We start from the raw sequence: 16189 nt of genomic DNA, 5'->3' as shown, positions 1-16189 counted from the left end.
GCGTGATAAAGCCATGCAACAGGTCATACAGCAACAATTTAAACATCAGCCGGAATGAGTCTTAAAATAAACCGCGACCGCTATGCGGCCATGTATGGTCCGACAACAGGTGATAAGGTACGCCTCGGTGATACGGACATCATCATTGAAATAGAGCATGATCATACCGTATACGGTGATGAGGCGAAATTTGGCGGCGGAAAGACCATCCGTGATGGAATGGCACAATCTTCTACCGCTACCCGCGAACAGGGCGTGTTGGATATGGTAATCACCAGTGTAATGATCATTGACCACTGGGGTATTGTGAAAGCAGATATCGGCATCAAAGACGGTCGTATCGTAAAGATCGGTAAGGCCGGTAATCCAGATACCATGGACGGAGTAGATCCTGATATGATCATCGGCGCCAGTACAGAAGTACATGGCGGCGCTGGTCTGATCGCTACGGCCGGTGGTATCGATACACATATCCATTTTATCAGTCCGCAGCAGATCACACATGCCCTGCACAGCGGTATTACAACGATGATTGGTGGTGGTACCGGACCGGCAGACGGCACCAATGCCACTACTGTAACACCGGGTAAATGGTTCATCCGGAAGATGCTACAATCTGCTGATGCCTTTCCTATGAATCTGGGATTTCTCGGAAAAGGGAATTGTGCTACAGATGCTCCCTTATGGGAACAGATAGAAGCCGGTGCTCTGGGGCTTAAAATACATGAAGACTGGGGCTCTTCTCCGGCGGTTATCAATGCCTCTCTGAAAGCAGCTGATAAATATGATGTACAGGTTGCGATCCATACAGACACCCTGAATGAATCCGGTTTTCTTGAAGATACAATCAAAGCCATTGATGGTCGGGTCATCCATACCTATCACACAGAGGGTGCCGGTGGCGGTCATGCTCCTGATATCATCAAAGCGGCTATGTACCCCAATATCCTGCCTTCTTCTACCAATCCTACCAGACCTTATACCGTTAATACGATCGACGAACATCTGGACATGCTGATGGTCTGTCATCATCTGGATAAAAGTGTACCGGAAGATGTGGCCTTTGCCGATTCCCGTATCCGTCCGGAGACTATAGCCGCGGAGGATATCCTGCATGATATGGGCGTATTCAGTATGATGAGCTCTGATTCTCAGGCAATGGGACGTGTGGGAGAGGTCATCATCCGTACCTGGCAGACGGCGGATAAGATGAAGAAACAAAGAGGGGCACTGAAAGAAGATGAGGGAAAGCAGCACGACAATTTCCGTGCAAAACGATACGTCGCGAAATACACGATCAATCCGGCTATTACCCATGGTATTGCCACACATGTCGGTTCACTGGAACCCGGCAAACTGGCGGATATCGTATTGTGGAAGCCCGCCTTATTCGGCGCCAAGCCGGAAATGATCATCAAAGGAGGCATGATTATCTGCAGTCGTATGGGAGATCCGAATGCCTCCATACCGACGCCGCAACCTGTGATGTACAGGGAGATGTTTGGGGCCTTCGGTGGTGCTTTGCATAAAACCTGTGTGACCTTTGTATCACAGGCTGCAGCAGGAAAGAATATCGCGCAGGAATATGGATTACAGAAGATCATATTGCCGGTAAAGAACTGCCGCAATATTGGCAAGAAGGATATGGTGCATAACGACAGTACACCCGAAATAACTGTCAATCCGGAAACCTACGAAGTAACAGCAGACGGGCAGGTACTGACCTGCGAACCCGCAATGGTGGTGCCGCTTGCGCAACGTTACTTCCTGTTTTAAACACTGATATGATCATTATAGAAAAAATAGAAGGCAATATCGTCACTTGTCCGACAGAACCCCGGATCACTGATCCTTTGCAGCTGGAATGGTTTGAGACAGGGAAACGCGTATTGCGCCGCTATACGCTGGGGGGACAGGAAGTGGCCCTGCGCTTTATGCGGGAAGCACCTATGCTGCAACAGGGAGATATTGTGTGGATGGACGATAAAAGAGCTATTGTGGTCAGTATTCTGCCGGCTCAGGCTATTGTACTGCGACCCGTAACAATGACCGATATGGCTGCCATCTGTTATGAGATCGGGAATAAACACCTGCCGCTTTTTCTGGATGGAAATGAGGTGCTGGTGCCTTATGAAGAACCTTTATTCCGCTGGCTGGAAGCAAAAGGATATACGCCGGCAAAGGAGCTCCGGACACTGACCAATATGCTCAGAAGTAACGTTATCCCACATGAACATGGGGGCTCGGGTTCTCTCTTCAGTAAGATTATGCAGCTGGCAGGAAAATAAACCATTATGCACAACTGGTTACCATACCTTTTACACTTAAGCGATCCTACTTTGCCGATAGGGGCGTATACGCATTCCGGCGGATTGGAAACCTATGTGCAACAGGGACTTGTCAAAGATGGCCCGGGCGCAGCTGCTTTTATCCGCAATATGCTTGAACACAATCTGCCTTACAATGATGCATTGTTTGCCGTACTGGCTTATCGTGCTGCATTGGAAGGGGATGTCGCGGGCATTGTTGCCCTTGATGAGGAATGTACTGCTTTAAAGGCGCCGCAGGAATTACGCATGGCCAGTCAGAAACTGGGTGTCCGGCTGCTGAAATTGTTATCGCCGATGGTGGTACATACGACCGGTGAAAGCTATATGGCGCAGATAAAAACAGGAAAAGCTCTTGGACACTATTGTCTGGTATTCGGTGTATATGCTGCATTGTCCCATATCCCACTGGAAGAAGCATTAACTGCTTTCTACTACAATGCGGCCACTGGTATGGTTACAAACAGTGTAAAGCTGATTCCTTTGGGGCAGCAGCAGGGGCAGCAGATCCTTTTTGAACTATTGCCACAGTTACCTCTGCTGGTAACGCGTACACTCACTATACCCCGCGATATGGCCGGACGTTGCAGCTTCGGATCTGATATCCGCAGTATGCAACATGAACGTTTGTACTCGAGATTATACATGTCCTGATGGCGATATGTACGTACAGGCGTATTGTATATTTTCATTTTTGTAAACAGAAAGACAATGGAAGCACGCAGATATATCAAAATAGGCGTAGCCGGCCCTGTGGGTGCAGGCAAAACTGCATTGATAGAAAGACTGTCCAGACAACTGCATCAGCAGTATAGTCTGGCGGTGATTACAAACGATATCTACACAAAAGAAGATGCTGAATTTCTGGTGACTAACAGTCTCCTGCCTGCTGAAAGGATTATAGGCGTGGAAACAGGTGGTTGTCCGCATACGGCGATCCGGGAAGATGCCAGTATGAACCTTGAGGCAGTGGAAGAAATAGCCACCCGCTTTCCGGATGTGGAGATCATCTTTATTGAAAGCGGAGGAGATAACCTTTCGGCCACTTTCAGCCCTGATCTGGCAGACGTGACCATCTTCGTTATCGACGTTGCAGAGGGTGATAAAATACCACGTAAAGGCGGACCGGGTATTACCCGTTCTGACCTGCTGGTGATCAATAAGATAGATCTGGCCCCATACGTAGGAGCGAGTCTGGAAGTGATGGAGCGGGATGCCCGTAAGATGCGTCAGGGACGTCCTTTTGTATTTACCAATCTGATGACATTAGATGGTCTGGATACTGTGATCGGCTGGATCAGAAAATATGCTTTACTGGAAGCCGTGGAGGAGCCGGCATTGCTGCAATGACCAGCGAACTGGATATCAGGGCTGCCACCAGAGGAACACATACTTATCTGCAACACTGTTATTTTACCCGGCCTTTTAAGGTGGCGGATATCAGCGGTAGCAGAACAGGCGATCTGCATCTGACCATGATGACAGCTTCGCCGGGTATACTGGATGGTGATTTTTACCAGATTGCGGTCAGTCTGGAAAAGGATAGCTCCGTGCATTTATATACACAGGCGTATCAGCGGATTTTCAACATGCAGAACGGTGCAAAACAACGACTGCTGGTGAAGATGGCAAAGGGTAGTAGTCTGTATTATCTGCCTCATCCATCGGTGCCTCATGAAGCGTCTGTATTTGACAGTGTAAGTCGTATAGAAATGGAGGAAGATTGTCGCTTGCTGTGGGGGGAGATCATTACCTGCGGAAGAAAGCTGAACGGAGAAATATTCCGTTGCCGTTATTACCGGAATACATTGGAGTTATGGCAACACAACCGTTTATTATTCAAAGATGTAACAGTGTTAGAGCCGGCGGTGATACCACCTGTAAGTATGGGACAATGGGAAACGTATTCACATCAGGCATCCCTGTTATGGTATGACAAACAACAGGATATGACGGCAATGGGAGACATTATACATGAATGTCTGTCCGCCGAAAAAAATATTACTGCCGGTGTATCCCGTACTGCTTCAGGCGCTTTGTTGTTGCGGGTACTGGGGCAGGGAGGAGAACAGTTATATGAGCTATTTAAAAAAATAGCCCTGTTGGCAGGTGCAGAAAGAAAACTTTAAAACCAGAGATGTATGCATACTGAACTGCAGGTATTGATACTGACAGCAATTACGATCAGCTGTCTGCATACGGTGACGGGGCCCGATCACTACCTGCCTTTTATTGCCCTGAGCAGGGTAAGAGGCTGGAGGGTAGGGAAGACGGTGGCCTGGACCTTATTGTGTGGTATTGCGCATGTGGGGAGCTCTGTGTTGCTTGGGCTGCTGGGTATTGGGCTGGGGTGGTCTTTGTCCGGCATCAGCGGACTGGAAGAGCTGCGGGGCGGACTGGCAGGATGGGCGCTGCTTACATTTGGATTATTGTACACTATCTGGGGGCTGAAACGGGCCTGGAGCAATAAAATACACAAACATTTTGACGTTTATGATAATGGAGACATCTACGTGTATGAACATAAACACGGGCAGATTGTTTATCCACAGGAGAGAATGAAAGTCACCCCCTGGGTAATGCTGATCATTTTTGGGTTAGGTCCCTGTGAACCATTGATCCCGTTGCTGACTTACCCGGCGGCGCAGCATTCCATATATGGTATGACCCTGTTGATAGTGAGTTTTACGTTGTTTACACTGCTGACAATGACGGGAATGGTGTTATTAGGTTATTATGGGTTTTCTGTGTTGAAAACCAGTCGTTTGGAGCGATATGTGCATGCCCTTGGAGGGTTAACCATCCTGATATGTGGCATAGGAATGGTGTACCTTGGATGGTAAGATTTAAGGAAAATTTAAGAGTAGCCCAAACATTGCATTTATCGCGGATTCTAATGTACAAATGGCGGCAATTGGCATAGGATGTTCATAGTTTTGTCAGGACCGGTAATAGTATTTGCAATTGGTAATTGATAATTCGTACTTTTACTTCATTCTTTTAGGCACTTACACGATAATTTATGGCACAAAGCGTATTCGATTTTGGCATGATTGGTCTTGGCGTAATGGGGCGTAACCTGTTACTGAACATGGCTGATCATGGTTTTTCCGTTATTGGTTTTGATAAAGATAGTACCAAGACCGGGGCTCTGGAATCGGCTGCTACAGCTGGCACTACTGTAAAGGGAGTGGCAGAACTGGCAACCATGGTACAGTTACTGGAGCGTCCGCGCAAGCTGATGATGTTGGTACCAGCCGGTCAGCCGGTGGATGATGTGATAGAATCACTGATCCCGCTGCTGGAAAAAGGTGATGTTGTGATCGACGGTGGTAACTCACATTATACAGATACATTACGCAGAGTAAAATACCTGCGCGAAAAAGGTATTCATTTCATGGGCATCGGCGTATCAGGTGGTGAGAAAGGCGCCCGTACGGGACCTAGCATCATGCCGGGTGGCGATAAAGAAGCTTATGAAAAAGTAAGACCAATGCTGGAAGCAATTTCTGCAAAGGTAAATGGTGAACCATGTGTTGCTTACCTCGGTAGGGAAGGTGCTGGTCACTATGTTAAAATGGTGCACAATGGTATCGAGTATTCCATCATGCAGCTGATCAGCGAAGCATATGCATTGCTGAAGCAGGCAGGACTGGATAACGACCAGTTGCACAATATATTCAAAACCTGGAATGAAGGTGATCTGCAATCTTTCCTGATTGAGATCACAGCAGATATCTTCCTGCAGAAAGATGACAAAACCAGCGCAAGACTGGTAGATGTAATCTCTGATAAAGCAGGTTCAAAAGGTACTGGTAAATGGACTTCTCAGGATGCAATGGACCTGCCGGTAGCTATTCCGGTGATCGATACAGCAGTTGCACTGCGTACTGTATCCGGTTACAAAGAAGAGCGCGTACAGGCGGCGGCTTTATATAAGTCACCAGATGCAAAACTGAATGTACCGGTAGAGACATGGATCCAGCAGGTACATGATGCATTACACTTCGGTATCATCATCAGCTATGCACAGGGGCTGGCGATGCTGCATCAGGCATCCAAAGAGCTGCAGATGGAAATTCCTTTACCGGAAGCAGTGAAAGTATGGAGAGGCGGTTGTATCATCCGTTCTACCCTTCTGGAAGTATACACACAAGCTTACAAAGCATCTCCGGAATTACCTAACATCTTACTGGACAAGAACATTGCAGCCCTCGTAGAAGGCGCGATCACCAATACACGTGCCGTAGTAGCACAGGCTGCACAGACAGGCGCTATCGCAGCCGGTACCATGTCAGCACTGGCTTACTTCGACGCATACCGCACAGAGCGTATGCCGACCAATCTGGTACAGGCACAACGCGACTACTTCGGTGCACATACCTATCAGCGTATAGATACAACTGGTAGTTTCCATACCGTTTGGGGAGAATAAAAAGTATTGAGTGTCCGTCCATATGAGACGGACACTCAGCTATAAAATATAGTTGTTATGCAGAATCATAAACGTCCGCCTGCTTCCATCATCTTCATCTTCGGCGGCAGCGGCGACCTGAATTACAGAAAACTTTCGCCGGCTTTATACAACCTGTTCCTCGATAATTACATGCCGGAAAAATTTGCAATTGCCGGTATTGGCCGTAGCCCGTATGACAATAGCGCTTACAGGGAACGTCTACTCGATGGTGTCAAGAAGTTCTCCCGTCGTAAAGGAGAGCAGAATGGCCACTGGGACGATTTCAGCCAGCATGTGACCTATTTGCAGATGGATGCGGAAGACAGATCCGCTTACAGCGCTATCACTGATTATGTAAAGGCAAAAGAAGAAGAGTGGGGTGAACATCCTAACGTGATCTTCTACCTGTCAGTTGCTCCGCAGCTGATGCCTGCTATCGCACAGAAACTGGGTTCCCTGAACCTGTGCAGCGATAAACACAGCACCCGTATCGTGGTAGAAAAACCATTCGGTCATGACCTGCAAAGTGCGCATGAACTGAATGAACTGCTGTTAAGCATGTTCTCTGAAGAACAGATCTATCGTATTGACCACTACCTTGGTAAAGAAACCGTACAGAACCTCATCGCGCTGCGTTTTGCCAATGCGCTGTTTGAGCCTTTATGGAACCGTAACTATATAGATCATATACAGATCACTGCTTCTGAAACCGTAGGTCTCGAAGGTCGTGGCGGTTACTACGAGAACTCCGGTGCACTGCGCGATATGGTGCAAAACCACATCCTGCAGGTAATGTGTATGATCGCTATGGAAGCGCCTGTATCATTCGATGCAAACGAGATCCGTAACAAGAAAGTAGACGTACTGAACGCAATCCGTAAGTTCACCAAGGATAAGATCCATGAGAACGCTGTACGTGGTCAGTATTCTGCGGGCTGGAGACAAGGAAAACAGATGCCCGGCTACCGTGAAGAGAAAGGTGTAGATCCTGAATCCGCAACAGAAACTTACGCAGCTGTTAAATTCTTTATCGACAACTGGCGCTGGCAGGGTGTACCGTTCTACGTACGTACCGGTAAGAACATGCACCAGAAAGCAACCAATATTACCCTGCAGTTCCGTCAGGCACCGCATTACGCGTTCCCGGCTGAATCAGCAGAAACATGGCGTCCAAACCGCCTGACCATCAGCATCCAGCCTGAGATGGATATCCGTATCCGCTTTCAGGCAAAACGCCCGGGTCAGAGCATGGAACTGGATCCTGTAGAAATGGTATTCAACTTCGATCGTCAGTATGGTGATGATCATGCGCCTGAAGCGTATGAAACATTGCTCCTCGACGTAATGGAAGGTGATGCTACCCTGTTCATGCGTGCTGACCAGGTAGAAGCTGCCTGGAAAGTGGTAATGCCGATCCTGGAAACATGGGAATCCCGCACACCGGTTGATTTCCCTAACTACGCTCCTGATTCCTGGGGCCCTGAAGATGCAGACGCCATGATCGCGAGAGATGGACATGCCTGGATCAATCTACCTAAATAAGAGAAATGGAATTACACATAGCAAAGAACACCCAGGAACTGAGTGAAAACCTGGCAGCCTGGATCAGCAATTACATTCAGGAAGTGTTACAGGACCAGCCCATCTTTACATGGGCACTCTCCGGGGGAAGTACGCCAAAGGCATTATACACGCTGCTCACAAAAGAGCCTTATAAATTGATCATTCCATGGGAGAAAATTCACTTCTTCTGGGGCGATGAAAGGGCTGTACCTTTTGAAGATGAGCGTAATAACGCCCGCATGGCTTACGAAACCCTGCTGGACGTAGTAGGCGTACCTTCAGAAAATATCCATGTTATGCGCACGGATATCGAACCAGAAGCCGCAGCAAAAGAATATGAGTCTATCCTGAAGAAATACTTCGAAGACAGCAATACCACTTTTGATCTCGTACTGTTAGGTATGGGTGATGACGGACATACCCTGTCCCTCTTCCCGGGCCTGCCAATCGTACACGAAAAGAAAGCATGGGTAAAAGCCTTCTTCCTGCAGGCACAGGATATGTATCGTATCACACTGACGGCTCCTGTTGTAAATGAAGCTGCCTGCGTAATATTCATGGCTACTGGTAACGGTAAAGCCCTGACGCTGAAAAGTGTAATAGAAGGCGACTTCGATGCTGAAAAATTCCCTTCCCAGCTGATCCGTCCGCAGGATGGAGAACTGCACTGGTTTGTGGATGAAGCAGCAGCAGGTGCACTGGAGATGTAAACAAAATCAACAGGATAGTCACTGACTGCCAACTGAAAATAACCAACAGAACAGGCTGTTTGCCATACGGTAAACAGCCTGTTTTTATTTCTACACAGCATCACCCCATTCCCACTTCCGCATTCCTTTGAAGATACTACCGGTTCAGGTGCAGATGCTATTAGGAATTGATACCCTGTCATTTTATATTTAAGTATCGTTTATCAATTACGGTCTCTTACTATCAACTACTGTTATGAAAAAGATCATTCTCTATGCAGCCGCATTCCTGTTGGGCTGTGCGCCTCTGGCCGCTCAGAAATATACCGCAGACTGGGCCTCGCTTAATAAGCGTGGTATACCTGCCTGGTTCAATCAGGCTAAATTCGGCATCTTCATCCACTGGGGTGTATATGCGGTACCTTCTTTTGCAGTGGTAGGTCCGGGTGGCTATTCGGAATGGTATTGGTATCAGCTGGATGGCGCCAATGATGAAACACATAAAAAAGTACGTGCCTTTCATGACCAGAACTATGGAAAGGATTTTGGCTATCAGCAGTTTGAATCACAGTTTAAGGCGGAACTGTTTGATCCTGCACAGTGGGCAGACGTATTCAAACGTTCCGGTGCTAAATATGTCGTATTGACTTCTAAACACCATGAAGGATATTGCCTGTGGGATAATAAACAGGCAGACTCCGTGTGGGGCAGACCATGGAACGCAGTGACTGGTACGCCTAAAAGGGATCTCCTCGGTGATCTGACCAGTGAAGTAAGAAAAGCCGGACTGAAAATGGGATACTATTACTCCTTATACGAATGGTTCAATCCTCTCTGGAAGAAAGATAAAGCCAGCTATGTGAAGAATGTAATGACACCTCAGTTCAAAGACCTCGTTACCCGTTATAAACCTTCTGTAATCTTCTCCGACGGAGAATGGGAACAATCAGATACCGCATGGCACAGCGCTGAATTACTGGCGTGGTTATTCAATGAATCACCGGTAAAAGACGAAGTAGCTGTAGACGATCGTTGGGGTAGTAATACAAGAGGCCATAACAACGGCGCTACCTATCTGACTTCTGAATATGGTAGCGGTATGCAACCGGGTGTGGTATGGGAAGAAAGTCAGGGTATCGGCAATTCCTATGGTTACAACAGAATGGAGACTGTAAATGACTACAAAAAGAGTAATGATCTGGTGGTTTTACTGGTAGATATCGTGTCCCGTGGTGGCAATCTCTTATTGGATATCGGTCCCACCGCTGACGGCAGAATACCTGTAATTATGCAGCAACGGCTGGTAGACATCGGCGCATGGCTGGAGACCAATGGCGAGGCAATTTACAATACAACGCCATGGAAAGAAACACGCCAGTGGAGTGCAGGCAACCGGCCGGTAGTAAAAGAAGCCAGCTTTATGTCAGACTATAACGTCGCCAGGATGATAAAGCCTTCCACAGAGTACGCGCATATCGAAATGTTTTTTACTAAAAAAGAGAACGCTTTGTATTGCATCGCAACAGGTTATACACCACAACTGCGTATTAAAGACTTCACACCGGCTAAACAGGCGAAAGCCACTATACTGGGTGCTAATAAAGCAATCAGCTGGAAGCAGCAGGGAAAAGATTGCATAGTAGATCTGTCAGGCTTACGTCCGGGAGATATCGGTAACAATCTGTTCGTGGTGAAGATCCGGTAATTAATCTCCCGCTTTAATAAAGCGTTTTACAAATATTTTCTGAGCGCCCTCGTATATCACACACAGGTATACGCCGGGCGCTATTCCTTTTAAGGAATAAGTCTGTCGTACGCTGGTCAGGGGTGCTGCAAAGAGGGTGCGACCATTCATATCAGTAATACGTATGCGGAAGTCTCCCAGTCTTTTGCTGATGAGGGTCAGGGCTTGTCCGGCAGGAACCGGGAATAAGTGGAAATCCTGATTGATAAGCAACTGTACGGATTGTATATCAGAATAGATCACCCGGCCATCTGTCAGCTCCAGTTTTACCCTGTAATAGAAAATACCGGAACGCCCCGGAATGTCTTTGAAAATATAGGTGTCTTCTGTCGCAATATCCTGTGAGGATAGCATGATAAAGTCGTTGCCTTGCAGCCTTTCCCACGAAACTTTCTTTATCCGCAGCAAAGAACTCAATACCACAGAAATATCGATGCTGTTATCTTCCATTACATCGGCTAATACCTGCCGGAAAAAACAGCTGACGCCCTGTTGATCGTAGTTGTAAGTGCTGCTTTGCAAACCGGTCCATCCGTCTTTATGCACCGGACGTATGGTGATATATGGCGTAGGTAACTGACTTTTAGGGATAGAAAGTGTGGTTTTATCGGTTAGTGTCAGACGGGAAAGTGTCTGGCCTGTCATTGTTTGTACATCATAGGCGGCTGCATTCTTTACACCCTGCCAATAAACCAGCAAACTATCCGGACAGTTAAAACCGATGTTGATCGCTATGGGTGAAGAGATGTTGAAAGGGCTGCTGATCCAGCTGGTGTCAGCAGTGGTGATACGCAAAAGTCCCTGACTGAAGACAGCAGGAATGTTCCAACGGGTATTACCGGCCGACAAAGGAATATTGGCCGCGATGGTGGTCCAGGTAGCACCGCTGTCTATACTGAAAGCGAGGGTGCCATTACCTGTGTGCAGGGTACGCCAGCGAACAGAAATGTTGTTGCCGGAACTGAGTTGTTCACCTGCCGCCGGATATTGCCACTCAAAGGAAGATACCGGTACAAACTGGTAGGCCAATGAAAAACGCTGTGAATTACCTGACCGGAGCTGATTGGCCCGTACGACCAATTGTCCTTTCCCTGCGGTTGGAAAATCGATGGTGATCTGTTCAATATTATTCAGTGTATCCCGTCCCTGATAGGCAGGCTTCTTTAGTGAATCTACATGTGGATAAGTGCTCAATACCCACGGGAGATGCTGTTTCCCCGTTTCTGACACAAAAGAAAAGTCCAGGTCATTCAGTAATGCCTTTACCGCCAGTTCTGACGCAGAAGGGTCATTCCAGACAAGTGTCGCTTTTAGCCGGGCTGTGTTGGCCGGAATAGTCAGGGGAAAGCTGGCATTGTTATTCGCAGCAACTACACCGTTGAATACACTTTTGTCTTTTACCGTCTGTACGGCCGCCAATGCATTAAGAATACCAAAGCCACTGCTATAATCCGGACCGGGCGTGCCGGTATCATCCGCACTATTAATCAATATGGCTTTCAACATTGCAGCAGATGGTCTTACACCATATGTCTGCTGATACGCTTCCTGTGTCAGTGTCGCAATACCGGTGGTAGTTGCAGCGGCATCAGAAGTACCGGCCTGTCCGAAAGCAACGATCTGTGGGGCAATACGTCCGTCGAAAGCAGGCCCTTTAGAACTGAGTACAGGTACAAAGTAATTGGTATCTACGCCACCGGCAATAAGCACATTTTTGGATTGTTTGAAAGTGCCACTCAGGTTGGCATAGCCTGTTATCCCTTTATAAAGCCCTTCCTGCGGGGCCGTGTTTCCGATATTACCGGAAGAAAAGACATGCAGCAGTGTGTCCAGTGTAAACACCTGTGCATCATATGCTACCGCTTCTGTAGCATATTGGTTTTCAATGGTGGTACCGTATGAGTGGTTTTGCAGACTGATACCTGCATTTTTGAAGTAATCATTGGGATCGGGTAAGAGACGCAGATAGTCAGAAGAACTCAGTCTCGCTTTGACAGCAACCCCTTTTCCTCTTAGTCCTGTATTGCCGGCTCCTGCGATAAGCGTAGCCATCATGGTCGCGTGTGGATTCAGGGTACTGGCTGCCAGCGGAGAAGGTACAGACTTGCCTGACAGGTCAATATCTGTCGTATCAAATAGTTCCTCTTTTATGCCCACTACCTGCTGTTCTCCCTGTAAGGCGGGGTATTTCTGCTGCAATGCGTTAATAAAGTCGATAGAGGGCAATGCATTGTTGATGACCACCTCTGTATGTGGTGTGCGTAACCTGTCTGCAAAACGCAGCTGTTCCTGTGCGGTAAACAATGCCCAATCTTTCTTTTGCACTACTGCCAGTGCAACAGGGTAATCCGTCGCAATACTGAAAGGACGGCAATAGCGCAATTGCCGGATATCCTGTGTATAAGACACCTGCACCCGTATACTGTCCTTTAGAGATGTATTACTCAATTCCTTTATCAGGGGATCACTACATTTCCAGTTGTAATTCGCTTTATTGATAGTGAGGACTTTTTTTGTTTCGCTGGTATCAAATCTGATATCCTGCAGTATATGGTGTTCTCTGCTTAATGAGCGGACCAGTCCATGTCTGGACAGTACTTCATTGCCGGGAAAATCTTTAAATCTGACCAGAAAATAAGGCGAAGCCTTACCTGTCGTATCTGCATACAGGATACTGATACTGTCAATGCGCAGACGTTCCTGTGCAAATAGTTGAAATACAATGCATAGGTGAAGTAAAAGGAAGAGGCTGAATTTCAGCAGGCGGGCATTCATGGATGGGCAACAATTTTAGTTTTGGTAGAGAGAATGAATGTAGTAAAAAAAATAGGAATCAGGAATTACAAATCAGAAATTCGGGTCAACAGGGAGGTCTCATAAAAGGCAAATGGGCACTTCAGATATTGAAGTACCCATTTGCCTTTTTATTTGTCTGGAAACAGATATAGCGAAGCGTCTACGACCATTTATCGATACTGATCGTTTCCATTTCATTGCTATTCAGTAATGTACCTACCTGTGTACTCGGATAGATCTCTTCAAAAGTCTTCACCTGATTCATAAACACACGACGGGAAATATGACCACGGGTGATGTGGTGTGGTGTTTCCAGTCCGGCGGCAGCAGCAAGTTCGATTGCGCTTTCTATCGTATCCTGATGATAGTTGGCCACACGATGTTTTTTATCATCCACTACCAGACCAGCCATCAGCCATTTGTCCTGTGTAGCTACGCCGGTCGGACACTTGTTTGTATTACATACCAATGCCTGTATACAACCCAGCGCCATCATCATCGCACGTGCACTGTTGCAGGCGTCAGCACCTAATGCCATTGCACGGAGCAGGTGATAACCGGTAAGTATTTTACCAGACGCGATTAGTTTTACTTTATGACGGATATTGTAGCCGGTCAGGGTATCATGTACAAAGGCCAGTGCATCCATCAGCGGCATACCTACTGAGTTGGAGAATTCAGGAGGAGCCGCGCCGGTGCCACCTTCACCACCATCAACAGTAATAAAGTCCGGATAAAAGCCGGTTTCCAGCATCGCTTTACAGATCGCATGGAACTCTCTTTTTTGTCCGATACAGAGTTTGAAACCCACAGGTTTACCATTACTCAGCTGACGCATACGGGAGATGAATTGTACCATCTGTCTCGGGGAGCCGAAGGCGGTATGGTAAGGAGGAGAAGCAACCGTTGTATGCGGTTTTACGTGACGGATCGCTGCAATCTCAGGTGTGTTCTTGGAGGCTGGCAATATACCACCGTGTCCGGGCTTTGCACCTTGTGATATTTTCAGCTCGATCATTTTGATATTAGGCAGGGCACATTTTTCAGAGAACAATTGCTCATCGAAGTCACCTTGCGCATTACGACAACCGAAATAACCGGTACCGATCTGCCAGATAATATCACCGCCCTGATTCAGGTGGTGCTCACTGATACCACCTTCACCGGTGTTATGTGCAAAACCGCCCAGTTTGGCGCCTCCGTTCAATGCCTCTACCGCATTGGAACTGAGTGAACCATAACTCATGGCAGACACGTTCAGGATACTGGCAGAATAAGGCTGTTTACAGTCACTGCCGCCAATCAGTACCCTTGGGTCTTTATTCATACTCTCAAATGCCCTTGGCGAGATGGAATGTGCCATCCACTCGTAACCCTCGGCATACACATTAAACTGAGTACCAAATGGTTGAGAGTTTAATTCCCTTTTTGCACGCTGATAGATAGTGGAACGGTCAACACGGTTGATCGGACTACCATCGATATCGCTCTCTACGAAATACTGATAGATTTTTGGACGGATGTCCTCCATAAAATAACGTAAACGACCCACAATCGGATAGTTACGCATAATAGCATGTCTTTTTTGGGTGATATCCACCAATCCGGTGATAATCAACGGCGCAACCGGCACCAATAACCACCATGCCCAGGGAAAAAAGTATCCCAAACCGGTTATAAAAGCCAGGCTGACTAATGTAAAAGCAATAAATCCTTTCATATATAAGCTCCCTTTAATTAGAGGCTAAGATAGGAAAAATCAGATCAGCTTACTGTCCTTTAACACAGTGGTTATCTTTATAATGATTTCATTCTTTGTGTTTTCGAAAGTGCGTATATCCTTATTGACTATCCAGCTGGAAACGGTGACTTTCAGATTGGCGCCGTCTATATTTGAGAACCAGATATCTGGTTCCCTGCTTTCAGACAGGTTATCTACGTCTTTTAATGCTGTGGCGATCAGTTGTTTTATCTGCGGCGTATTCTCATTTGCCGCCGGTACATTGAACGTGATTTCTGCCCGTCTTTCCGGTGTCAGGGAGTGGTTAATGATAGGTTTCTGAAAGATTTCCTTGTTGGGGATAATGACATGCAATCCGTCCATTGTGCGGATCAGCGTGGATCGCAGCTGTATTTCCTCCACATTACCCGTAAACCCATTGGTTTCTATCTGATGACCAACCTCAAAGGGGCGGCGGAAGGTGATAAATATACCGGAAATGAAATTGGCGGTAAGGTCCTGAAAGGCAAATCCTAAAGCCAGACCAATGATACCGGCACCGGCCAGCAGAGATGACACCGCTTTTTCCAGTTTCAATACATCGAGCGCCACAAACAAACCGATCAGCGTGACCAGTACGGATATCAGATTGGCAAATAATCCGCTGAGGGCTGGTGTATGCGATACCTTTAATACGAATTTATATACCAGTAATTTAATCAGTCTGGCGAGAAAAAAGAAAGCAATTACCACCAGTAAGGCAACAGCCATATTGGGTAGCATTTTAATCCCCGCGGCCGTCCATCTGTGCAGTTTATCAAATATCAGATCTCCCCAGTTCGTATAATCGGTATTCATAATGAAGCATTTTTAAATGAGTAGATAAGTATGTTA

13 protein-coding genes are annotated in these 16189 nt (G+C 47.0%); 10 read left to right on the top strand and 3 right to left on the bottom strand.

From position 1 onward, the window contains the following. The first annotated feature begins 54 nt into the window (after nt 1–54). From ureC to FEF09_RS14910, 10 genes are all read left to right on the top strand, one after another. Nucleotides 55–1776, top strand: coding sequence for an urease subunit alpha (ureC, locus tag FEF09_RS14955; protein ID WP_146305867.1), 1722 nt, complete (start codon nt 55–57; stop codon nt 1774–1776). 8 nt (nt 1777–1784) lie between these two features. After that, nucleotides 1785–2288: an urease accessory protein UreE gene (ureE, locus tag FEF09_RS14950; protein ID WP_146305866.1), complete on the top strand. Its 504-nt coding sequence runs from the start codon at nt 1785–1787 to the stop codon at nt 2286–2288. A 6-nt stretch (nt 2289–2294) separates the two neighbouring features. Next, nucleotides 2295–2981 (top strand): urease accessory protein UreF, encoded by a 687-nt coding sequence (locus tag FEF09_RS14945; protein WP_146305865.1) that lies wholly within the window; start codon nt 2295–2297, stop codon nt 2979–2981. Between the two features lie 57 nt (nt 2982–3038). Beyond that, complete coding sequence (gene ureG / locus FEF09_RS14940) at nt 3039–3677, top strand: urease accessory protein UreG (RefSeq protein ID WP_089809644.1); 639 nt, start codon at nt 3039–3041, stop codon at nt 3675–3677. Further along, the gene (locus tag FEF09_RS14935) at nt 3674–4456 is read left to right on the top strand and encodes an urease accessory protein UreD (protein ID WP_146305864.1); all 783 of its coding nucleotides are present in this window, start codon (nt 3674–3676) and stop codon (nt 4454–4456) included. The genes ureG and FEF09_RS14935 overlap by 4 nt, the downstream gene beginning before the upstream one ends. Before the next feature lie 12 nt (nt 4457–4468). Beyond that, entirely contained in the window at nt 4469–5170 is a 702-nt protein-coding gene (locus tag FEF09_RS14930; RefSeq protein WP_146305863.1) for a sulfite exporter TauE/SafE family protein, read from the top strand. Nucleotides 5171–5349: 179 nt separating this feature from the next. After that, a complete protein-coding gene (gene gndA, locus FEF09_RS14925) occupies nt 5350–6762 on the top strand; it encodes an NADP-dependent phosphogluconate dehydrogenase (RefSeq protein ID WP_146305862.1) in 1413 nt (470 codons plus the stop codon). 57 nt (nt 6763–6819) lie between these two features. Then, nucleotides 6820–8325 (top strand): glucose-6-phosphate dehydrogenase, encoded by a 1506-nt coding sequence (zwf, locus tag FEF09_RS14920; protein WP_146305861.1) that lies wholly within the window; start codon nt 6820–6822, stop codon nt 8323–8325. A gap of 5 nt (nt 8326–8330) precedes the next feature. Then, nucleotides 8331–9056 (top strand): 6-phosphogluconolactonase, encoded by a 726-nt coding sequence (gene pgl / locus FEF09_RS14915; RefSeq protein ID WP_146305860.1) that lies wholly within the window; start codon nt 8331–8333, stop codon nt 9054–9056. Between the two features lie 235 nt (nt 9057–9291). Beyond that, a complete protein-coding gene (locus tag FEF09_RS14910; RefSeq protein WP_146305859.1) occupies nt 9292–10740 on the top strand; it encodes an alpha-L-fucosidase in 1449 nt (482 codons plus the stop codon). On the opposite strand, the gene FEF09_RS14905 is transcribed toward FEF09_RS14910, so the two are convergent. The 3 genes from FEF09_RS14905 to FEF09_RS14895 form a co-directional block, all read right to left on the bottom strand. Further along, entirely contained in the window at nt 10741–13554 is a 2814-nt protein-coding gene (locus FEF09_RS14905; protein WP_146305858.1) for a S8 family peptidase, read from the bottom strand. A 181-nt stretch (nt 13555–13735) separates the two neighbouring features. Beyond that, nucleotides 13736–15295: an FMN-binding glutamate synthase family protein gene (locus FEF09_RS14900; RefSeq protein WP_146305857.1), complete on the bottom strand. Its 1560-nt coding sequence runs from the start codon at nt 15293–15295 to the stop codon at nt 13736–13738. 39 nt (nt 15296–15334) lie between these two features. Next, nucleotides 15335–16153, bottom strand: coding sequence for a mechanosensitive ion channel family protein (locus FEF09_RS14895; RefSeq protein ID WP_146305856.1), 819 nt, complete (start codon nt 16151–16153; stop codon nt 15335–15337). Between the last annotated feature and the right edge of the window lie 36 nt (nt 16154–16189).

It is taken from the genome of Chitinophaga pinensis, from assembly GCF_007896845.1.
Lineage (GTDB): Bacteria > Bacteroidota > Bacteroidia > Chitinophagales > Chitinophagaceae > Chitinophaga > Chitinophaga pinensis_C.
Note: the sequence above shows the minus strand (reverse complement) of the source record. Positions and strands in the feature narration are given on the sequence as shown.